Below are 21,233 nucleotides of genomic sequence, written 5' to 3' on the forward strand. Positions count from 1 at the left end.
CTATCAAAGTTTCGATTTGGATAGTTATCCTAACCGCAACGTATGCATAGATGAAATTAATTATTCCTATGCCATTGATAGGTAATGCACTATTTATTGCCTTCGCTGCCCGAGGTCGCGCCTATTTTTCCGCCTTATAGCCCAAGGCTTTCATCGCCGCCGTCAGCGTCTTGGCCGCCTTGTCATACCCTTCCCACGGATCGTTGCCCTGGTCGAGGCGCGTGTGCGCATTCTTGACGTTCCACTGGTCGCTTGATTTCATGCCCGGCAACTCGTCCCAGGACAACGGCACCGAGATGCCCAGTCCCGGACGGGCGCGTACCGACCAGGCGCTGACGGTGGTGGCGCCCTGCCCGTTGCGCAGGTAGTCGATGAAGATCTTGCCGACCCGGTTCTTTGCGCCGCTCTTGGCCGAGAAGCGGTCGGGGAAGGTTTTCGCAAGATGGGTCACGATGGCCTGCGAAAAGCCCTTGACCGTGTCCCAGTCCTTGCCGCCCTTGATCGGCACCACCACGTGCAAGCCCTTGCCGCCGCTGGTTTTCAGGAATGCCGGCAAGCCCAGTTCCTCGAGGAAGGCGCGCATCACGAAGCCGGCTTCCTGCATCGCCAGCCATTCGGCGCCCTCGCCCGGGTCGAGGTCGAACACCATGCGGTCGGGTTTGTCGTAGGACTTGCCGTAGGCATTTTGCGTGTGGAACTCGAGCGCGTTCCATTGCGCCGCCGACAGGATGCCGGCGATGTTGTCGACCGTGAGCATTTGCGGATGATCCGGGTCGAGCGCCTGGGGCAGCTGCTTCATGCCGGGCAGCTTCTTGATGTCGGCATGCTTCTGGAACACCAGGTCGCCCTTGATGCCGGACGGCGCCCGCACCAGCGATACCGGGCGGCCCTTCAGGTGTTCCATCATCAGGTTGCCGACCAGGGCGTAATAGCGGACCACGTCCATCTTGGTGGCGCCGCTTTGCGGATCGACGATGCGGTCGCCGTTGGTGATTTTCAGGGTAGCCGGCAGCGTGCCCTCGACCATGCCTGGCGCCTCGTGCGTGCTGGCGCCTGCGTCTTCATCGCTCATTTCTATCTCCTCTACGGGTGTCGGCAATTCGCGCGTGATGCCGGCCGCCGGCTTGTCGCTGCGCAGGCCCTGGAAGACCGGGTGGCGCACGGCGCCGGCTTCGGTCCATTCGGAAAAGCTGACTTCGGCGATCAGTTCCGGTTTTACCCAGTGATGCTTGCGGCCCGGCACCGTACGCGGCGGGAAGGGGCTGACGTCGGTGTCGAGCGCCTCCAGTTTTGCCCTGATATCGCGCAGGCTCTCGGCATTGAAACCGCTGCCGACGTTACCCGCGTAGCGCAGCACGCCTTCCTTGTCGTGGGTAGCGAGCAGCAGCGCGCCCACGCCCTTGCGCGAGCCCTTGGGGTCGGTGTAGCCGACGATCACGAACTCCTGGCGCAGCCCGCATTTCAGCTTGATCCAGTCCGGCGAGCGGCGCGAAACGTAATGCGAATCGCGCCGCTTGCCGATCACGCCTTCCAGGCCGATCTTGCAGGCGGCCACCACCAGCCCTTCCGGATCGGTGCCGAACTCGGACGAGAAGCGCACGATCTCCGATGCCTTCGCCTGGTTGAGTGCGCCTTCGAGCAGCGCGCGGCGCTCGATCAGCGCCACCTTGCGCAGGTCATAGCCGCCCAGATAGGGCGCGTCGAAAATGAAGTACATGATCCGGGCCCGGTTGCTGCCGTCGAAGGCGAGCTGCAGCAAGCCGAAATTCGGCCGCCCGTTGGCGTCGTGCACGACGATCTCGCCGTCGTACCAGCCGTCCGGCAGCCCCATGCGTGCGATTTCCTGCTGCAGCGGACGCAACTTGTCGGTCCAGTCGTTGTTGTTGCGGGTGATGAGGCTGACCTCGCCGTTCTCGATGCGCGCGAGCATGCGGTAGCCGTCGAACTTGACTTCGAACACCCACTCTTCCGGGTTGGCCGGCGGCCCATCGACCAGGGTCGCCAGCTCGGGGGCGAATTCCTTGGGCGGCGGCGCTTCGACCACGCCTTCGGGAAGGCTGATGTCGCGCGCCTTGTCGGCCGCTTTCGCGGCGGCGGCATCGGCTTTGGCTTTGGTGGTGCGACCTTTCGTGGCCCGCCCCTTCTTCGGCGCCTCGGCGCCCGCCTGAGCCTCATCCTTGCTTTTCACCTTGGCCGGCACCTTCTCTGCCGTGCCCGGCATCGGCAGCGCCTTGACGCTGTCGGGCATCTCGTCGACCACCGAGAACTCCTCGGCCGGACGCACGTACTCGTCCTTTTCCTTGATCAAGAGCCAGGGTTCCTGCTTGTCGTCGCCACGTCCCTTCATGCGCACCAGCACCCAGTTGCCGTGCATCTTGTGCCCGTGCAGGCGGAATTTCAGGTTGCCCTTGCGGTAGCCCTCGTGCGGGTCGCTTTCGGGTTCCCACGTGCCCTTGTCCCAGATAATGACCTTGCCGGCGCCATACTGCTTCTCGGGAATCGTGCCCTCGAAATCCGAATAGGAGATCGGGTGATCCTCCACGTGCACGGCCATGCGTTTGTCGTGCGTGTCGTAGCTGGGCCCCTTCGGCACGGCCCAGCTTTTCATGGTGCCGTCGAGTTCGAGCCGGAAGTCGTAGTGCAGGCGGCTGGCCCAATGTTTCTGGATCACGAACGTGAGCGCATCCTTCCCCGGTTCGCCGCCTTCGGCCGGCTCGGAGGTGATCGAAAAATCGCGCTTGGATTTGTAGAGCTTGAGGGCATCGGGCATGGCGAACTCCTGCGTTTTCCGTTCATGCCAGTGTAGGCAGGAGGCGCCGGGGCGACTGTACGGCAGCTAACGGTCGTGCTGTGCGCACATGAAGGCGCTGTTTGTAACGGGATGTAATCGCGTCAACCTTGTTCGTCCAGCCCGCGTTATCGGAGGCAGCAGCAGCGGGAACGCCGACCTGGTTCCCACCTTTCCACTCCTTGAAGGAATGACCACCATGAGCAAAATCGTCGCTACCCTAATCGCCGGCCTGTTCGCCACCTCGGCATTTGCCCAGAGTACCGCTACCCAGACGACTACCCCGGCCACCAAGGCGGAAGCGAAGGAAGCGAAGGAAGTTGCAAAGGCCGATGCCAAGGTAGAAAAGGCCTCCGCCGAAGCCAAGGCCGACGTCGCCGAAGCGAAAGCCGACGCCGCGAAGGACAAGGCCAAGGCCAAGGCCACCAAGAAAGCCGCCAAGCAAAAGGCCGAAGCCAAGGCCGATGCTGCCGAAGCGAAAGCCGAACACAAGGCCGACACCCACGCTGCGCACACGACCACCACCACGAATACAGCCAGATAATTACAGGCCGCTCGAGCCCCCACCATAGCCCAAAAAGGACAGGGTTCGCCCTGTCCTTTTTTCGTTCCAAAGCCTTCACAAAGGCCTGTTTCCATTTCGCCCCGGCGCATGCTCTACAATATGCGCACCCCTTCCTGGAGCGCGCCATGCACAAGATCGTCTTCCTCGACCGCGACAGCCTGCTTGCCAAAGTACGGCGTCCCGTTTTCGACCACGACTGGCAAGACCATCCCGCCACCGCCCCCGATCAGGTGGTCGAGCGCCTGCGCGGCGCGACGATCGCCGTCAGCAACAAGGTGCCGCTGCGTGCCGAGGCGCTCGCGCAGTTGCCGGACCTGCGCATGGTGGCGGTCGCCGCCACCGGCACCGACAACGTCGACCTCGCCACCTGCCGTGCGCGCGGCATCGCGGTCGCCAACATCCGCAATTATTCCGGCGTCTCGGTGCCCGAGCACTGCTTCACCCTGATGCTGGCGCTGCGCCGCAACCTGCGCGCCTACGTCGCCGACGTCGAAGCGGGCCGCTGGGAGCGCTCGAACCGCTTCTGCCTGCTCGACCACCCGATCGGCGACCTGGCCGGCAGCCGGCTCGGCATCGTCGGCTACGGCGCGCTGGGCCGGCGCGTGGCGCAGATCGGCCAGGCCTTCGGCATGACGGTCGCCACCACCTCGCGCTCGCCGGTGAACGAGCAGGGCGTGACGCAACTGGACCTGGACGAACTGCTGGCAACCTCCGACGTGGTCAGCCTGCACCTGCCCCTGAACGAAGCCACCCGCCACCTGATCGGCGCGCGCGAGCTGGGCCTCATGAAACCGACCGCGCTCCTGATCAATACCGCGCGCGGCGGCCTGGTCGACGAGGACGCGCTGGCCGAGGCGCTGATGCGGCGCACGATCGGCGGCGCCGGCTTCGACGTGCTCAGCAAGGAGCCGCCGTCGCAGGACAACCCGCTGCTGGGCCTGCGTCTGCCGAATTTCATCCTCACCCCGCACGTGGCCTGGGCCAGCGGCGGCGCGATGCAGACGCTGGCCGATATGCTGGTCGATAACATCGAGGCGTGGGAAGCGGGACGGGCGACGAACTTGGTGTAAGCGGCCCGGGCTCGTAGGGTGGGCACTTGTGCCCACGCGGTCGCACGCGTGCGTGCCGCACGGCCACCATGGATCGGTTATTGCAACCGAATCGTCATATCGAAAATCCACGTACGGCGAATTTCAACTACGTCGTACTGGCGCGCCAGCCCCGGCGGGAACGGGCCGTAGGGCGCCTGCCCCGCCACCACCTGCCGGATCGCTTCGTCGATGGCGGGCACGCCGCTCGAAACCACGAAGGTCACCTTTTCCACCGAGCCGTCGGCGCGCACCGCCACCGTCACCACCGGCTGGGTGTGCGGCTGCTTCACCAAGTCGCGCACGGTGTCGAAGGCCATGTTCATCTCGATCTTGCGGCTCATGGATTGCGCGTACTGGACCAGGTCGGCGTTGGCGTCGGCACGGCCGAACAGCCAGCCGCGGCGCAGGCTGCTGGTCGTCGGCGTGCGCGCGGCGTCGCGCTGGACGGCTTCCTGGTTGAGTTGCCTGCCGATCGCGCGCAGGCGCTCTTCGCGCTCGGCCTCCTGCGCGGCACGCTCGCGTTGCGCCTGATCCTGGCGTGCCCGTTCCTGGCGGGCGGCTTCCTGCCTGGCCGCGTCTTCGCGTGCCGCGGCCTGCTTCGCTGCTTCCTGCCGGGTGGCTTCTTGACGTGCTGCTTCCTGACGTGCCGCTTCCTGACGTGCCGCTTCCTGCCGTGCTGCTTCCTGTCGTGCTGCTTCCTGTCGTGCCGCTTCCTGACGTGCCGCTTCCTGACGTGCCGCTTCCTGACGTGCGGCTTCCTGACGTGCAGCCTCCTGACGTGCTGCTTCCTGACGTGCTGCTTCCTGCTTAGCCGTCTCTTGTCGCGTCGCTTCCTGCTTCGCCGCCTCTTGTCGCGTCGCTTCCTGGCGTGCCGCTTCCTGCCTGAGCGCGTCCTGGCGGCCCGCCTCCTGCCGCGCCAGCTCGTTCAGCCGGGCCTGTTCCTCCGCAGCAGCCGCCAGCTGCGCCGCTTCGTTCCTGGCTGCCTCCTCGGCACGCGCGGCTTGCTCGCGCTGCTGGGCCTGGGCCAACAGCTCGGCCTGCCGTAGCGCCTGCGCGCGCTGTTCTTGCTGCGCCTCCGCGAGCGGATCGCGCGCCTCGACCGGCAGGTCCGGCGCCGTGTCGTCGGCGGCCGCCCGCACCTGCGGCGCCTCCGGCGCGAGCGGCAGGTTCACTGCAGGCCGCTTTGCCGGCGCCGGTTCCGCCACCGGTGGCGCAGGCGGGGTTGCCGGTGCGGGTCCGGGCGCGCTGACCGGCAATGGGATCGACACCAGGGCGGGCACGTTGTCGACGGCGGCGGGCGGCCCCATGGCCAGCGCCGTCGCGCCGGGCGCAGGAACGCGTTCGTCCCTGGCGGCCGGCGCAGGCGCTGGCACGGGAGCAGGCGCTGGAGCAGGTGCAAGCGCTGGATCAGGCGCAGGCGCCAGCACGATACGCAAATCGTCGGCGCCGAGGCGCCTCTCCTTCCACGGCAAGTTCAGGCCGGGCAGCCCCAAGGCATCGCCGCCCAGCGCGATGCTGAGCAGCAGCGCGTGCGCCAGCAAGGACACCGACAGTGCCGTGCCCAGGCGCCCGCGGCCGCGCGCCGCCATGAACGCCGGCGGCAGCTCGAAACCGGCCGGCGGCCCGTCAGGCTCCTCGAGCGGCGCGGCGGTGTGGTCTTGGACGAGCTGGAGCGGTTTGGCCATGGGAACAGGTGCGGAGATGCCGGCGAGGCAACGAACTCAGCGATGCTATCACAGGCCCGGTGTCATACCGACATCAAACGGCAGCCGACGCCGGCGCCCGTGCCTCCGCCACCCGCAAGGGCAGTTCCAGGATGAAGACGGTGCCGCCGCCGGGCGCGCCCTCGACCCGGATCGCGCCCTTCATCAGCGAGGTGGCGATGGTGTGGGCGATGTTCAGTCCGAGACCGGTACCGCCCTGCCCCATGCGCGTGGTGAAGAAGGGATCGAACACGCGCGGCAAGTGCTCGCGCGCGATGCCGCGGCCGTCGTCGGCGAACACGATGCGCACCCAGTGCCGGTCGATGGGCTCGGCCGACAGGCGCATGTTGCCGCCCGGTCCATCGAAGGCGTGCAGCAGCGCGTTGTTGACGAAATTGATCAGCACCTGGCCCAGCGGCCCCGGATAGCTGTCCATGACGATCCCGGCCGGCACCTCCAGCGTCAGGGTATGGCCGGCCAGGCGCACCTTGTTCATCAGGGTGGCAAGGATTTCCTGGCAGGCCTGGGCCAGGTCGAAGCGGCGCCGCTGGGCGCTGGCCTGGTCGACCGAGACCTGGCGGAAGCTGTTCACCAGGTCGGCGGCCTGGTGCAGGCTGCGCACGATCAGCTGCGAGGCTTCGCCGGCGGCGTCCATGTAGCCTTGCAGCTCCGAACGGCGCAGCGCCGCGCTGTCGAGCGCCTGCATGATGTGCAGCGTCTTTTCATGCAGGGTGCTGGCCATCAGCAGGCTGTTGCCGATCGGGGTGTTCAGTTCGTGCGCGACGCCGGCCACGAGCGAGCCGAGCGAGGCGAGCTTTTCCTGCGCCGCAAGCTGGCCCTGCACGTCCTTCAACTGGCGGTAGGCCTGGGCATTGTCGAGCGCGACGGCGACGTAGGCCGCCAGCGTGCGCAGCATGTCCAGGTGCACGCGCTGGTAGGCGCGCGGCGCGAAGCTCTGCACGCCGAGCGCGCCCAGCACGCGCTGGCCGACCGCGACCGGGACGTACAGGAAAGACTGCGGCAGGCGAATGTCGAACCCTGGCTCGGGCGCGCACGGCAGCGCATGCGCCGCCACTTCCTGCGGATCGGCGCCCGGCAGGTAGCGCGCGGCATCCTGCGCCAGCTCGTTGATGAACACTTCGCGCCCGTGTTCGATGCACCACGCGGCCAGCTGGCGCTGTTCGACTTCCCCTATGCGCCGGCCGCCCTGCACGCTGGGGCAGCGGCGCCCGTCGACCACCGCATACGCGAAGTCGAACAGCGCGCCGTCCGGCCGCGCCACCGCCACCGCGAACACGGGCGCCTCCATCAGCACCTGCACGTGTTCGTAGAGCGTGGCCATGATCGCCTCGGTGTCGAGGTTGGCGGTCAGGCGCCGGCCGATGTCGGACAGCAGCGCGATGTTGCGGCGCGCGCTGTCGGCCGCCAGTTCCTGTTCCTCGGCCTCGCGCTTGCGCAGTTCGGCCGCGTCCTTCTGCAGCATCAATTCGCCCGTGCGCGCCGTCACTTCGCGCTCGAGCATCTCCTTTTGCTGGGTCAGCGCGCGGATGCGCATGCGGTAGCCGGCGGCCAGCAGCGCGGCGCCAAGCGCCAGCGCCAGCAGGCGGAACCACCAGCTCTCCCACCAGGGCGGCGTGATCGTCACCGTCACGGCCGCCGGCACGTCGCTCCAGACGCCGTCCTTGTTGCTGGCCCGGACCCGGAACACGTAGGTGCCCGGATCGAGGTTGGTATAGGTGGCGAAGCGCCGGGCGGCGTCGGTGTCGACCCAACCCTTGTCGAAACCCTCGAGCCGGTAGGCATAGCGGTTGCTGCCGGGCGCGGCGTAGTGCAGGCCGGCGAACTCGAACGAGAACACCGATTCGCGCTGGGTCAGCGTGATCTCGCGGGTGCGGTCGATCGCCGTGCTCAAGCGCTGCGACTTGTTAAAGACCAGGAAATCGGTGAGCTGCACCACCGGCGGATAGGGGTTGTCGCGGATCGCATCGGGCATGAACGAGACCAGTCCGTTGACGCCGCCGAAATGCAGCTGGCCGTCCGGCCCGCGCGCGCTCGAGCCGACGTAGAAGGTGCCTTCGTTCAGGCCATCCTTGGCCGTGTAGTGCTTGTACTGGCCCCTGGCCGGGTCGTAGCGGCTGATGCCGTCGGTCATGCTGGCCCACAGGCGACCGCGGGCGTCTTCGAGCACGGCGCCGATCGGCAACGGCTCGGGCGCGTCGCGCAGCCGCACCAGGCGGAAGACGGCCCGGCCCGCGCCGTCGCGCTCGATCAGGTGCAGGCCGCCGGCGGTGCCGACCCAGACCTGGCCGCTCCCGGTCACGGTGACGGCGTAGACGCGGTTGTGGCGCAGGCTGCCGGGGTCGCGCGGGTCGTGGCGGTAGTGGGTGAAGACGCCGCTGCGGCGGTCGAAGCGGTCGAGGCCATTGTCGGTGCCGATCCAGAGCATGCCTTGCGCATCCTCGACCATCTGGAACAGGGTGTTGTCGCCGATGCCGGCCGGATTGCGCGGGTCATGGCGCCAGCTCTGCAGCACGCGCAAGTCGTCACCCAGCTGGTACAGGCCGGCGCGCGTCACCGCCCACAGGGTGCCGTCGCGCGTGCGCTGCACGTCCTGCACCGTGGCCGTGCCGAGGTTCGGCAGCACGACCGGGTGGAAGGGCCCGCCGTGCACGTCGCTCCAGGCCAGCGCCCCGGCGCTGCCGACATACAGGCGCTCGCCGACGATCGACAGGCTGTGCACGACGTCGCTCGGAAGGGAATCGGCGCGTCCGGGCTGGTGGCGCAGCTGCGCGGTGGCCCCGCTTTCCGGGTCGAGCAGCACCAGGCCGCCGCCGGTGGTGCCGATCCAGACCTTGCCGTCGGCGCGCACGGCGACGTCGCGCGCCTTTTCGAATCCGATCCGGTAGCCGCCGTCGGGACGGAAGCTGAAATTCGAGAAGCCGCCGCTGGCCAGGTCGGTGCGCGACACGCCGCGCACCCGCGTGCCGACCCAGAGCGTGCCGCTGCGGTCGATCCGGATCGCGCTCACCTGGTTATCGGACAGGCTGTGCGGATCGAGCGGCCGGTTGCGGTAGGAGACGAACCGGCCGCCGTCGCGATCGCGCCGCTTTACGCCATCGAGGTCGGTACCGACCCAGAGCGCGCCGCCGGCATCGTGATAGAGCGCCGCCACGCGCGTGTCGCCGACGCCCTCGTGCGCGGCGAGCGCGCGCCGCTGCGGGGTGGCCTGCGCGAGGTCCCAGGCTTCCAGTCCGGCGTCGGTGCCGACCCAGAGCGTGTCGCTCGAACCCGCCCCGTGCGGCCCCACCGAGAGCGCATTGACGCGCGCGCGGCGCGGGTCGGCATCGAGCGGCGCGAAGTGTTCCATCTGGGCGGCGCCGGGCGCGAGGCGGCCCACCCCGCGCGCCGTGCCGATCCAGAGCGCACCGTCCCGGTCGAAGGCGAGCGCGCTGACCACGTCGCCTCCGAGGACGCCGTCGTGGCCACGATGGCGGATCGTGGTAAAGGCGCCGCTGTCCGGATCGAAGCGTTTCAGGCCGTCGCTGGTGCCCAGCCACAGCGAGCCCTTGCGGTCGGCGGCGATGGCGTTGACGCTGCGGTTGCCGCTGGCGGGCGTGCCGGCGTCGGCCAGCGCATAGCGCACGAACTTGCCGGCCGCCGCGTCGAAACGCGCCAGGCCGCCCTTGGTGCCGAACCACAGGCGCCCTTCGGCATCCTCGAAAGAGGCGTTGATGAAGCCGTCGGGAAGCGAATCGGGGTCTTGCGGGTCGGTGCGGTAGACGGTCATCTTGTAGCCGTCGTAGCGGTTCAGGCCGGACTGGGTACCGAACCACATGAAACCCTGGCGGTCCTGCAGGATGTTCAGGACCGATTCCTGCGACAGGCCGTGTTCGACCGATACGCGTTCGAAGCGCAGGTTGCGCCCGCTGCCCTGTTGCGGGTCGAACCCGGCGGCGCCGGCGCTGCCCGCCAACGCCAGCGCGAGCAACAAACCCGCGCGCAAGATATTGCCCAGCATAGTCTCCAAGGTATCGGATTCGGAATGGGTAATCTACCAGAGCTTCCCAAAGAGTTGAAATAAATTAAGACTTCCGCAATGCCGACGCCGCTGCTATAATGCGTCTCACGGGCGGCTGTAGCTCAGCTGGATAGAGTACTTGGCTACGAACCAAGGGGTCGTGGGTTCGATTCCTGCCAGCCGCACCACGAAATACGAAGGCCAGATCGCGAGATCTGGCCTTTTTCGTTTGCGCCGCCGGTTCGTGCAGGAAGCGCGCAAGTGCCCATGCCACGTTTTTGCAAACGCCAAGCCGGCCCTTCCCATTTTGCCGATGCGCCGCTATAATGCGTGCTTCGGGCGGCTGTAGCTCAGCTGGATAGAGTACTTGGCTACGAACCAAGGGGTCGTGGGTTCGATTCCTGCCAGCCGCACCACGAATACGAAGGCCAGATCGCGAGATCTGGCCTTTTTCGTTTGCGCGTCCGGTTTGCACCTGCCGGATGACCGTAGAGGTTGTGAAAAATTCGTCAGGGCAAGGGATACGGCCGCCCGGCGCGCCGCCGAAGACAGTACGTGGGTACGGCAAGGCGGCGCAACGCCGCCATGGCGATTTTTTCACAACCTCGTAGGGTGGGCGGCTCCATGTTGCTGCATGACTCACGTAGACACTTGCGCCGCCCACCCTACAGGTTTCTTTGCAAGCGCCAAGCGAGCCCTTCCCATTTCGCGGATGCCCCGCTATAATGCGTGCCTCGGGCGGCTGTAGCTCAGCTGGATAGAGTACTTGGCTACGAACCAAGGGGTCGTGGGTTCGATTCCTGCCAGCCGCACCACGAATATGAAGGCCAGATCACGAGATCTGGCCTTTTTCGTTTGTGCGGTCGGTTTGAACGCGTGGCGGCGCAGGCGATAACGAAGTGCACGTAGCGGGCCGGGCCGCCCACCTTGGCGGTCTTTTGCAAGCGCCAAGAGGACACTTCCCATTTTGCCAATGTCCCGCTATAATGCGTGCTTCGGGCGGCTGTAGCTCAGCTGGATAGAGTACTTGGCTACGAACCAAGGGGTCGTGGGTTCGATTCCTGCCAGCCGCACCACAGTTTCAAGGAAATGGCTCAGAAGAGATTCTGAGCCATTTGTCTTTTCCGCTTCGCTTTTCCACACTCCCCTTCTTGCCAGCGTACCCAACCGGCACGCGCATCTTCCGAGTCTTAAACGAGGCTTAGCTCAGCACAGGAAGATCACCCCGCTCGATGTAGGACCAGGCCCACGTTACCTGAGCAACGTCGCTGCGTTTTCCACTCAACAATTGCCTCAAAATTCGCCTCCTATGAGAAACAGGGGTTTCGGGAGCGCCAGCGTGCAGATTTCCAAACGGAATCGACTGTCGCCGTAGCGTCACACCTCTTGCAAACGGCATGCGTTACCTCTTCCCTTTGCTAGCATGAAGTCCCCGATTGCCATAACCCGGCCGCAGGACGCGGCTGATTTCGCGAGAGGACGTTATGAAAACATCGTTAATTGCTGCAACGGTATTGGCGAGCGCGTCGTTCGCTGCCCCGGCCGCATGGGCGCAGACGGACATCAGCAGCCCGCCACAAGCCCTCGAACTGATCGACGGTTCGGCCTTTTTCGGCGACAGCTTCGACGCCGGCAACAGCGGCAACACCTTCGCCGACCGCTTCACCTTCAGCGTGACCGGCACCGTCGGCCAGAACCTCGATGCCATCGTCGCTTCGGTCAGCCGGACGGCCGACGCCGGCCTCGACATCACCGGCATCTGGCTGTTCGACGGCACCGACACCTTGCTGAGCGAAGGGACGTCGCTGGAGAGCGGCGCGACCGACGTGTGGACGGTCGCCGGGGGCAACCTGAGTGCGGGGGATTACTACCTGCGCGTCAACGGTACGGTGGTGTCCGACGACGGCGCCTCCTTCGGCGGGGCGATGATGCTCATGCCGGTGCCGGAGCCCGGCGCCTACGGCATGATGCTGGGCGGCCTGGGCATCCTGGGCTTCCTGGCACGGCGCCGCAAGGCCAGACGCGACTGAGCGTCAGGGAGTGCGGTGTGCGGTACGGCGCAGCGCAAGCTGCGCCGTACCTTTTCGTCCTGTTACGTACGCAGCTTCTTGATGATGCTGCGGTTGCCGAGAATTTCCTCGATCTGCTCGAAGCGCACCGGTTTCACCATATGGTGGTCGAAACCGGCCTCGAAGGCGAGCTGGCGGTCCTTTTCCTGGCCCCAGCCGGTCACTGCGATCAGGGTCGTCATCGGGCCGCAGGTCAGCTTGCGGATGCCGCGCGCCAGGTCGTAGCCCGACATCTGCGGCAGGCCGATGTCGAGGAAGGCATAGTCCGGGCAGAAGCGCGCCGCCGCCGCCAGCGCGTCGGCGCCGTTGTGGGTGATGACGACGCTGTGGCCCATGGCGGTCAGCAGCGCGCCGATGCTGTTGACGAAGTCGACGTTGTCGTCGGCCAGCAGGATGCGGTAGGTCTCGGTGCTGATGAAAGCGGCCGGGGTCGGCTTGGTCGGCAGTTCCGGCTCAACCACGATCGGCAGGCGCACGGTGAAGCGGCTGCCGCGGCCCAGGCCCTCGCTGCTGGCGGCGATCGTGCCGCCGTGCAGTTCGACCAGCTTGCGCGCCAGCGACAGGCCCACGCCGAGGCCGGCGTTGGTGCGCTCGAGCGTCGAATCGACCTGCACGAACATGTCGAACACCGAATCGAGCATGTCGGGCGCGAGGCCGATGCCGGTGTCGGCCACTTCCAGCACCAGCGTCTTGTCCTCGACGTGGCCCGACAGCGTCACGCGTCCGCCGCGGTTGGTGTACTTGGCCGCGTTGTTGAGCAGGTTCGACAGGATCTGCGCCAGGCGCGTGGCGTCGCCGTGCAGGAACACGGGACGGTCCGGCAGGTCGAGCGCCAGTTCGTGGCCGTGCAGCTCGATGTACGAACGCACCACCTCCAGCGCGTCGTTGACGACCGCCTTCAGTTCGACGCGGCCCATCTTGATCGCGAACTTGCCGGTATTGATGCGCGAGACGTCGAGCAGGTCGTCCACCAGGCGCACCATCTGGCGCAGCTGGCGTTCCATGATGTCGGTCGCGCGCTGGGTGGCCTGGGCGTCGCCGCTGCGGATACGCAGGATGTCGAGGCCGGTGCGGATCGGCGCCAGCGGATTGCGCAGCTCGTGCGCCAAGGTCGCCAGGAATTCGTCCTTGCGGCGGTCGGCCACGATCAGGGCGTCCTCGGCCTTCTGGCGCACGTCCATTTCGTGTTCGAGCGTGCGATTCGCCGCCTGCAGTGCGTCGGCGCGGCGCCCGATCTCGGCCAGCATGTCGTTGAAGGCTTCGACCAGGACGCCGATCTCGCCGCTGTTATTGCCGGGCACGCGCAGCGTGAAGTCGCGCTGTTGCATCACCTGGCGCGCCACGTTGGTCACCGCTTCGAGCGGACGGGTAATCGCCGCCTGCAGGCGCGAAGCGACCAGGGCAGCGATCACCAGCGCGCCCAGCATCACGCCGCCGAGGATGGCGCCATAGTTGAGCAGGCGCTCGACCAGGCCGTAGCGCGAGCGCAGGAACAGCGTGCCGACCGGCTCGCCGTTCTCGACGATGTTGTGCCAGACCTCGAGTTCGCCGCGTTCGATGCGGTAGCCGGCCGCCTGCGGGCGCGGCGGCAGCGCCTGCGCACTGCCCGCCTTGGCATAGGTGGCGAAGCGCGCGCCGGTATTCGCGTACACCGCGCCGGCCAGGATTTGCGGACGCGCACGCAGCACCGACAGCTGCTGCTGGGCCGTCGCGGCGTCGTTGAAGGCGAGCGCCGGCGCCGTGACGCTGGCCATGATGTCGGCTTGCGTGGTCAGGTCGTCGACCCAGAGGCGCTGGAAGGTGCGCAGGTCGAGCAGCAGCATGGCGATCGAGGCCGACAGCAATGCCGCCAGCGTGGTGAAAACCGCCATCTTGATCAGTTTGCTGCGGACGGAACCGGCGCCGTGCGAATACTGGCTCGATTGCATCAGCTGTTTCCCTTGACGACGCGGTTGGCGACCGTAAGCAGGCGCGAACTGAGTTTCACGTTATTCCTCTCTGCCGAGTCGAGCGAGACGTCGAACCGCACCCGCTCCTCGATAATCCTGAAATTGATGACGCTGCCGCTCTGCAGTCCGAGATCGCACTCGGTGACCGTCAGCAGGGCCGCCGGTGCCGCCCCTGCGCCCCCTGCCCCGCGCAGCACCCGCGCGGCGCGCGCATTGTCGGCGCCGCCTACGAACAGCAGGTGGACCGGAGCCGGCTCGTTTTCGCGCAGCGTGCGCACCACGATCGCGCGGCCGCGCACCTGGCGCCCGGCCACCACGCGCGCCAGCTCGGCCGCCATGTCGTCGGAACCGATCACGCCGATCGTCAAGGGCGAACCGCTGTCGGCGAACGCGGCGGCGGGAAAGTCGGCATAGCCGAGAAACTTGTAGAGAAAGGCGGCCTTGACGCGGCGCTCGAGCGCCTCGCTGCTCCCGCCCTGGGCGACGGCCGGCATCATCGGCAGCACGCCACCCGCGAACACGGCCGCGGCGCAAGCCAACGCCCAGCCGACGACACGCCGGCGCGAGCGCGCGGAGGAAGACTGCTGCGAGGTGCGGAAAAAGCGGTGTCGGGTCATTGGCCGGGGTTAAATGTGCAGGTCGCGCTCATGCGGGATGGGCCATGAATTGTGTCGTGACATCCCGCATGGTAAAACATTTTCTCAAATGCACCAAGCGAGCGCGAACACCTCGTGCACATTTACATCGCATAGGCAGCTGGCCTATACAAGTCAGGCTCGTGCAGCAAACCGGCAAGGCTCATTAGGATTGTTAATCACGCTCATCAGGAATCTCAATTGGCTTTCGTTATTGCATTGCAGCATAATTCTTCTGTCTCCTCTATTTTCTTCCTAGGGAATAGATTCAGCCCGCTCCCAGAGCGGGCTTTTTTTTTGCACTGCCGCGACGGTAGCCTTGCCATCATGGGATGGCTCGGCGTCCGCGCATCACGAGAAACTATTGTGACACCCACCGCAGCGAGTCCCCGTTCCATCGAATTCTGGTGCGAGTTCGGCAGCAACTACAGTTACCTGGCGGCGCTACGGTTCGAGGCGCTGGCGCGGGACGCCGGCGTCACCGTACTGTGGCGCCCTTTCCTGCTGGGCCCGATCTTTCGCGAACTCGGCTGGAACACTTCTCCTTTCGTGCTGCAGGCCGCCAAAGGACGTTACATGTGGCGCTGTATGGAACTTCAAGCGGAACGCCAGGCGGCCAAATACGGCCTGCCCTGGCGCCGCCCGAGCGCTTTTCCGCGCAGCGCGATCTTGCCGATGCGCGTGGCCACCGTGGGAATCGACACAGCCTGGATCGGCGAATTCTGCCGCCGCGTGATGCACCAGAACTGGGTGCAGGACCACGAGATCGACGATCCGGCGCCCGTGCGCGAAGCGTTGGCCGGGCTGGTGGCCGATCCCGAGGCCGTGCTGGCCGCGGCGCTCGCACCCGCGAACAAGGGGCGCCTGCGCGCGCATACCGAGGCGGCCGCCGCGCGCGGCATCTTTGGCGCGCCCACTTTCTTCGTCGACGACGAGATGTTTTGAGGAAACGACCGCCTTGAGGATGCGCTTGCCTGCGCGACAGCCGGCGGCGCCTGAGGATGCGGGCGCGCGCTTTGCATGCCGCGCTTCACCATGCCGACAAGTAGCGACCATTTAGTGTACGATTCGGCCATGTTTTTGAATATACAACAGGCCGTCTCCCATGTCCGCTTCCGGTAACCCGGCGTCGTTCGCCGCTAGTATCGACCCTCGCATCGCTTCTTCCTACGACTGGAGCGCCAGTGCGCTCGGCGATCCCGCGCATTGGCCGCAGCCACTGCGCACGGCCGCCGACCTGATGTTCAACACGCCGCTGCCGATGCTGCTGGCCTGGGGCGAGCGGCAAGTGGTGCTGTGCAACGAAGCCTATGGAGCGCTGGCCGGTCCCGGTCAGGCGCGCGTGCCGGGCGGCGCGGTGCCGGTGGTGCTGCCGCCGCCGTTCGCGGCGGCAGGCGAGGCGCTGGCGGCGGCGCGGCGCGGCGAACCGGCCTGCGTGCGCGCGGCGCAGCTGGACTTCGGCGGCGAGGCGGCGCGCTTCGACCTTTACCTCACGCCATTGGGCGGCGGCGTGCTGTGCGCCCTCGTCCCAGCAACCGAGGCCACCGAGGCGGCGCAGGCGCAACCGGCCGAGGAGCCGGGCACCTTGAGCATCCTGGTGGTCGAGGACAATCTCGATTCGCAATACCTGGTGTGCGAGATGCTCAAGGCCTTCGGTTACGAAGCCGACGGCGTGGCGCATCCGGACGACGCACTGGCGCACCTGGCCGTGCGCCATTACCACGTGCTGTTTACCGACGTCAGCCTGCCCGGCATGTCCGGCGTCGACCTGGCGCGCCTGGCGCTGCAGCGCTATCCGCACCTGAAAGTGATCTTTGCGTCCGGCTATGGCGACATGCTGCTGCGCCACCTGGACTTCCCTTACCAGTCGCTGCAAAAGCCCTACGAACTCGATCAGCTGCAAGATGCGCTCGGGCAAGCGAGCAGTGCATTACGGGCGGGCGCCTGAGTGGCGCCCAGGCGTGTGCAGGCAAACCGCCCGGCCGGGCTAAAATGGCCGGAAGCGGCGCCGCGTTACGTACATACGTACGCCCACACCTGCGCCCGCAGAACCCGCACCGCCGTCCAGCCGAATACCCGTTCCAGCCGAATCCTTGCTCTCTTCATGCCTGCCACTAGAACCTTCCCTTGCCGTTCCCGCCGCGCCGTTGCCGCGGGCATGCCGGTTGCCGGAGGCAGCGCATGAGCGACCGCGACGACCTCGAACTGATGCGCGCGGCGGCGCTGCGCAACGCCACGACCGTGCTCGCCGCGCGCCAGCAGGCCGAGGCCGAGCTGGCGGCCGCGAAGGAAGCGCTGCGCCAGGCCAACGAGCGCACCGAAAACATGCTGGAGAGCCTGACCGACGCCTTTTGCGCGGTCGACTTCGAGTGGCGCATCACCTACGTCAACGGGCGCGCCCTGCAACTGCTGGCGCCGCTGAACAAGTCGCGCGAAGGCCTGGTCGGCAAGCGCCTGTGGGAAGAATTCGAGGAACTCGGCGGCACCAACCTGGCCATCGAACTGGAACGCGCGATGCGTTCGCGCCAGACCGGCAGCCGCGAATTCTTCTATCCGCGCCTGGCGATCTGGCTGGAAGCGCGCATGTACCCGTCGCCGGATGGGCTGACCCTGTATTTCCACGACATCACGCGGCGCCGCGCCGACCAGCAAGCGCTGATCGACGGCAACAGCCGGTTGCAGGTGGCGCTGGCCGCCGGGCGCCTCGGCGACTGGCGCTGGGACGCCGCCAGCGACCGCGTCAGCCTGGGCGAACGCGCCGCCGGCATCCTCGGGCTCGATCCTGAAACGCCGCACGCCTGGGCCGAACTGCGCGCGCGCCTGGACGAGCCGGACCGCGAAGTCGTGCGCCGCGAAGTCATGCACGCCTTTGCCACCCAGACCGACCTGAACATCGAATGCCGGCTGTTGCCCGACGGCGGCCCGGCGCGCTGGATCGCCCTGGTCGGCCGCGCCGACGTGGCCAACCCCGCCCTGCCCGGCAGCGTCACCGGCATGACCGGCGTGGTGCAGGACATCACCTCGCGCAAGAGCGCCGAAGACAGCCTGCGCCAGAGCGAAGAGGTCTTGCGGGCGCTGGCCAACACGATTCCGCAACTGGCCTGGATGGCGCGCGCCGACGGCGCCATCGTCTGGTTCAACGAGCGCTGGTACGAGTACAGCGGCACCACCCCGGAAAACGCCACAGGCTGGGGCTGGCAAGACACGATCGAACCCGACGCCCTGCCCGCCATGCTGGAACACTGGCGCGCCTCCATCCGGAGCGGCGAGCCGTTCGAGATGGAATACCCGATCCGCGGCGCCGACGGCCACTACCGCTGGTTCCTCACGCGCGTCAACGCCGTGCGCGACCGCCACGGCAAGGTGGTGCGCTGGTTCGGCACGAATACCGACGTCGACCAGGTCAAGCGCGTCGAGCAGGCGCTGCGCGAAGAATCGAAAGTGCTCGAACTGCTCAACAACACCGGCAGCGCGCTCGCTTCCACGCGCGACCTGCGCTCGCTGCTGCAGGTGGCCACCGACGCCGCCAGCGGCATCGCCGGCGCCCGCTTCGGCGCCTTCTTTTATCATGACAAGGAAAGCGAAGGGCCCAAGTTCTCCCTGTACACGCTCTCCGGCGGCACCGCCAACGAATTCCGGAGCTTCGGCGAACCGCAGGCCAGCGCCCTGTTCGGACCGAGTTTCCGCGGCGCCGGCCTGGTGCGCCTGGACGACATCATGGACGATCCGCGCTTCGGCCCCAGCCCGACGCAGTTCAGCCTGCTGTCGGGCCAGCCGACGGTGCGCAGCTACCTGGCCGTGCCGGTCACGGCCGGCTCGGGCGAAGTGCTGGGGACGATGTTCTTCGGCCACCCGGAACCGGCCATTTTTACCGAACGCACCGAACGCATCGTGCGCGGCATCGCGGCCCAGGCCGCGGTCGCGCTCGACAACACCCGGCTCTACGAAGCGGCCCAGCAGGCCGCCGAAGAACGCAAGGTCTTGCTGGAAAGCGAACGCGAGGCGCGCGCCGAGGCCGAACGTTCGAGCCAGATGAAGGACGAGTTCCTGGCCACGCTCTCGCACGAACTGCGTACCCCGCTCTCGGCCATCCTCGGCTGGGCGCAAGTGCTGCGCCGGGGCGGCAAGGACGAAGCCGACCTGCAGCGCGGCCTGCAAACGATCGAGCGCAATGCGCGCGCCCAGGCGCAGCTGATCGAAGACTTGCTCGACATGAGCCGCATCACCTCCGGCAAGGTGCTGCTCGACATGCAGACCCTGAAGCCCGAAGGTTTCCTCGACGCCGCCATCGAAACCGTGCGCCCGGCAGCCGACGCCAAGAACATCCGCATCGAGAAGCGCTACCAGCCCAACCCCGGCATGGTCGCGGGCGACGCGGCGCGCCTGCAGCAGGTGGTGTGGAACCTGCTGTCGAACGCGATCAAGTTCACCCCGCGCGACGGCCAGGTCACGGTCGAACTGGCAGGCGGCGACGGCTCGGTGGTGGTGACGGTGCACGACACCGGCAGCGGCATCCGCCGCGAATTCATCACCCACGTGTTCGAACGCTTCCGCCAGGCCGACGCCTCGATGACGCGCCGCCACGGCGGGCTCGGCCTGGGCCTGGCGATCGTCAAGCACCTGATCGAGCAACACGGCGGCACCGTGCGCGCGGAAAGTCCGGGCGAAGGGCAAGGATCGAGCTTCTCGTTCGAACTGCCGCTGGCCAAGGCCATGACCCGCGCCGAACGCCGCAGCGCCATGATCCTCGGCAGCCCGCCGCCGGCCGCGCCCGACCTGACCCTGCGCGACCTGTCCGGCGTGTCGGTGCTGGTGGTCGACGACGACCGCGATGCGCGCGAACTGATCTTGCGCATCCTGACCGATTGCCACGCGAAGGTGCGCATCGCCGCCAGCGCGCGTGACGCCTTCGAGGCTTTGCAGGCGGACATGCCCGACCTCCTGATCAGCGACCTCGGCATGCCCGAAGTCGACGGTTTCGAGCTGTTGTCCTGGGTGCGCGCCCTGCCGCGCGACCGCGGCGGCCTGTTGCCGGCGGTGGCGCTGACCGCGTTCGCCCGCTCCGAAGACCGCCTGCGCGCGCTGGAGGCAGGCTTCAGTTCGCATATCTCCAAGCCGGTCGAGCCGAACGAATTGATCGAGGCCGTGGGTTCCTTGGTACGTCGCCCAGTTGTAAGAAAACGTTAATGAAGTTCCTACCGTAGGACGCGGCGCTGTCCTACAAGAAATTCTTTTGGGTTTGTTAGACTACTTGGAGTGGGAAAGTTGGATTGACTTATCGAAATTATTTTCCTTCCAGTACCTTTCGAAGAGACAAAGCATGCCGAGCAGACAAGAAATTTTGAACGCCAAGATCCTGGTCGTAGACGATTCGCCCGACAATATCGAGTTGATGGAAGAGATATTGCGTGAAGAAGGCTACAGCAATGTCAGCTCGACCATGGAGCCGGAGCAGGTCTGCCCGCTGCACCGCGAGCACAATTACGATCTCATCCTGCTCGACCTGCAAATGCCGGGCCTGAACGGTTTCCAGGTCATGAAAAGCCTGAAGGAAATCGAAAAAGGCGGCTACCTGCCGGTGCTGGCCCTGACCGCACAGCCGAGTTTCAAGATTGCCGCTCTCGAGGCTGGCGCGCGCGACTTCATCAGCAAACCGTTCGACCTGCTGGAAGTGCACAAGCGCATCCACAACATGCTCGAAGTGCGCCTGCTCTATAAAGAGCTGGCCCAGTATTCGAAAGCCCAGCAAGAGCTGGCCCTGCACGACGCCCTCACCGGCTTGCCCAACCGGCGCCTGCTGGAAGACCGCATCGAAACCGCCCTGCAGCACGCCAACCGCAGCCATGCCAAGGCCGCGATCATGTACCTTGACCTGGACGGTTTCAAGGCGATCAACGACACGTATGGCCATGCCTACGGCGACGAGATCCTGAAGATGGTCTCGCAGCGCCTGCTGTCGAACTCGCGCAAGGAAGACACCGTCGCGCGCCTGGGCGGCGACGAATTCATGATCGTGCTGGGCGACATCCACAGCCTGGCCGACGCCCAGGGCCCGGCCGCCAAGCTGGTCGACGCCCTGGTCGAGCCCTTCTTCATCAACGACCTCACGTTGCGCTTGTCGACCTCGATCGGCATCAGCATCTATCCGGACGACGCCGAATCGGTGGACGCCCTGATCAGCATAGCCGACTACGCCCTGTACGAAGCCAAGCGTGCGGGCAAGAACCGTTATTGCTCGACCGGCAGCAAGCCGCAAGCGGCGGCGGTCAAGGCGCCGGCCAAGCAGATGCCGGAGCTGGCGCCGCACAGGTAGTTTGTTTATTTCCAGGAAAGCCCGGTTCCAGTTCGAACCGGGCTTTTTTACGTTCGGACTTGCGGAGGCGGTGCGGTGTGTCGTGGGAGGTACCGGTGGGCA

Annotated in this window: 12 protein-coding genes and 4 tRNA genes; 11 read left to right on the plus strand and 5 right to left on the minus strand. The window is 66.5% G+C overall.

From position 1 onward, the window contains the following. Positions 1-121 precede the first annotated feature (121 nt). A complete protein-coding gene (ligD, locus tag AC56LG_RS21255; protein ID WP_497168031.1) occupies positions 122-2,770 on the minus strand; it encodes a DNA ligase D in 2,649 nt (882 codons plus the stop codon). 217 nt (positions 2,771-2,987) lie between these two features. On the opposite strand from ligD, the gene AC56LG_RS21260 reads away from it, so the two are divergent. After that, on the plus strand, positions 2,988-3,332 hold the full coding sequence (locus tag AC56LG_RS21260; protein ID WP_497168032.1) for a hypothetical protein: 345 nt from the start codon (positions 2,988-2,990) through the stop codon (positions 3,330-3,332). A 146-nt stretch (positions 3,333-3,478) separates the two neighbouring features. Further along, positions 3,479-4,423, plus strand: coding sequence for a D-2-hydroxyacid dehydrogenase (locus AC56LG_RS21265; protein WP_497168033.1), 945 nt, complete (start codon positions 3,479-3,481; stop codon positions 4,421-4,423). 77 nt (positions 4,424-4,500) lie between these two features. Here the strand turns inward: AC56LG_RS21265 and AC56LG_RS21270 are convergent, their stop codons facing one another. Further along, a complete protein-coding gene (locus AC56LG_RS21270) occupies positions 4,501-6,129 on the minus strand; it encodes a TonB C-terminal domain-containing protein (protein ID WP_497168034.1) in 1,629 nt (542 codons plus the stop codon). Positions 6,130-6,202: 73 nt separating this feature from the next. Beyond that, positions 6,203-10,165, minus strand: a complete 3,963-nt coding sequence (locus AC56LG_RS21275) for a sensor histidine kinase (protein WP_497168035.1) — start codon at positions 10,163-10,165, stop codon at positions 6,203-6,205. 111 nt (positions 10,166-10,276) lie between these two features. Between AC56LG_RS21275 and AC56LG_RS21280 the strand changes: the two genes are divergently transcribed. The 5 genes from AC56LG_RS21280 (at position 10,277) to AC56LG_RS21300 (ending at position 12,195) form a co-directional block, all read left to right on the plus strand. After that, positions 10,277-10,353: transfer RNA gene (locus AC56LG_RS21280), tRNA-Arg, on the plus strand. A gap of 151 nt (positions 10,354-10,504) precedes the next feature. Next, positions 10,505-10,581, plus strand: a tRNA-Arg gene (locus AC56LG_RS21285). Between the two features lie 322 nt (positions 10,582-10,903). Beyond that, positions 10,904-10,980, plus strand: a tRNA-Arg gene (locus AC56LG_RS21290). A 184-nt stretch (positions 10,981-11,164) separates the two neighbouring features. Next, positions 11,165-11,241 (plus strand) — tRNA-Arg (locus AC56LG_RS21295). Positions 11,242-11,649: 408 nt separating this feature from the next. After that, positions 11,650-12,195: an FxDxF family PEP-CTERM protein gene (locus tag AC56LG_RS21300; protein ID WP_497168036.1), complete on the plus strand. Its 546-nt coding sequence runs from the start codon at positions 11,650-11,652 to the stop codon at positions 12,193-12,195. A gap of 62 nt (positions 12,196-12,257) precedes the next feature. Here the strand turns inward: AC56LG_RS21300 and AC56LG_RS21305 are convergent, their stop codons facing one another. Together AC56LG_RS21305 and AC56LG_RS21310 are read right to left on the minus strand one after the other, a co-directional pair. Next, positions 12,258-14,162 carry a sensor histidine kinase, YfiR-like protein-associated gene (locus AC56LG_RS21305; RefSeq protein ID WP_497168037.1) on the minus strand — a complete coding sequence of 635 codons (1,905 nt, stop codon included), beginning with the start codon at positions 14,160-14,162 and terminating at the stop codon, positions 12,258-12,260. Beyond that, positions 14,162-14,800, minus strand: coding sequence for a TOL_0243 family YfiR-like periplasmic protein (locus tag AC56LG_RS21310; RefSeq protein ID WP_497168038.1), 639 nt, complete (start codon positions 14,798-14,800; stop codon positions 14,162-14,164). The genes AC56LG_RS21305 and AC56LG_RS21310 overlap by 1 nt, the downstream gene beginning before the upstream one ends. A gap of 384 nt (positions 14,801-15,184) precedes the next feature. On the opposite strand from AC56LG_RS21310, the gene AC56LG_RS21315 reads away from it, so the two are divergent. The 4 genes from AC56LG_RS21315 to AC56LG_RS21330 all read left to right on the plus strand — a co-directional run bounded on the left by AC56LG_RS21315 (position 15,185) and on the right by AC56LG_RS21330 (position 21,131). After that, complete coding sequence (locus tag AC56LG_RS21315) at positions 15,185-15,763, plus strand: 2-hydroxychromene-2-carboxylate isomerase (protein ID WP_497168039.1); 579 nt, start codon at positions 15,185-15,187, stop codon at positions 15,761-15,763. 160 nt (positions 15,764-15,923) lie between these two features. After that, positions 15,924-16,766, plus strand: coding sequence for a response regulator (locus AC56LG_RS21320; RefSeq protein WP_497168040.1), 843 nt, complete (start codon positions 15,924-15,926; stop codon positions 16,764-16,766). Between the two features lie 233 nt (positions 16,767-16,999). After that, complete coding sequence (locus tag AC56LG_RS21325; RefSeq protein WP_497168041.1) at positions 17,000-20,005, plus strand: PAS domain-containing hybrid sensor histidine kinase/response regulator; 3,006 nt, start codon at positions 17,000-17,002, stop codon at positions 20,003-20,005. A 133-nt stretch (positions 20,006-20,138) separates the two neighbouring features. Beyond that, the gene (locus AC56LG_RS21330; RefSeq protein WP_497168042.1) at positions 20,139-21,131 is read left to right on the plus strand and encodes a response regulator; all 993 of its coding nucleotides are present in this window, start codon (positions 20,139-20,141) and stop codon (positions 21,129-21,131) included. Positions 21,132-21,233 lie beyond the last annotated feature (102 nt).

Source organism: Telluria sp. ZB2R32 (assembly GCF_059685715.1).

Coding starts and splice junctions, on each gene's coding strand:
- ligD (WP_497168031.1), bottom strand. CDS start 2,770: ATGCCCGATGCCCTCAAGCTCTACAAATCCAAGCGCGATTTTTCGATC.
- AC56LG_RS21260 (WP_497168032.1), top strand. CDS start 2,988: ATGAGCAAAATCGTCGCTACCCTAATCGCCGGCCTGTTCGCCACCTCG.
- AC56LG_RS21265 (WP_497168033.1), top strand. CDS start 3,479: ATGCACAAGATCGTCTTCCTCGACCGCGACAGCCTGCTTGCCAAAGTA.
- AC56LG_RS21270 (WP_497168034.1), bottom strand. CDS start 6,129: ATGGCCAAACCGCTCCAGCTCGTCCAAGACCACACCGCCGCGCCGCTC.
- AC56LG_RS21275 (WP_497168035.1), bottom strand. CDS start 10,165: ATGCTGGGCAATATCTTGCGCGCGGGTTTGTTGCTCGCGCTGGCGTTG.
- AC56LG_RS21300 (WP_497168036.1), top strand. CDS start 11,650: ATGAAAACATCGTTAATTGCTGCAACGGTATTGGCGAGCGCGTCGTTC.
- AC56LG_RS21305 (WP_497168037.1), bottom strand. CDS start 14,162: ATGCAATCGAGCCAGTATTCGCACGGCGCCGGTTCCGTCCGCAGCAAA.
- AC56LG_RS21310 (WP_497168038.1), bottom strand. CDS start 14,800: ATGACCCGACACCGCTTTTTCCGCACCTCGCAGCAGTCTTCCTCCGCG.
- AC56LG_RS21320 (WP_497168040.1), top strand. CDS start 15,924: ATGTCCGCTTCCGGTAACCCGGCGTCGTTCGCCGCTAGTATCGACCCT.
- AC56LG_RS21325 (WP_497168041.1), top strand. CDS start 17,000: ATGAGCGACCGCGACGACCTCGAACTGATGCGCGCGGCGGCGCTGCGC.
- AC56LG_RS21330 (WP_497168042.1), top strand. CDS start 20,139: ATGCCGAGCAGACAAGAAATTTTGAACGCCAAGATCCTGGTCGTAGAC.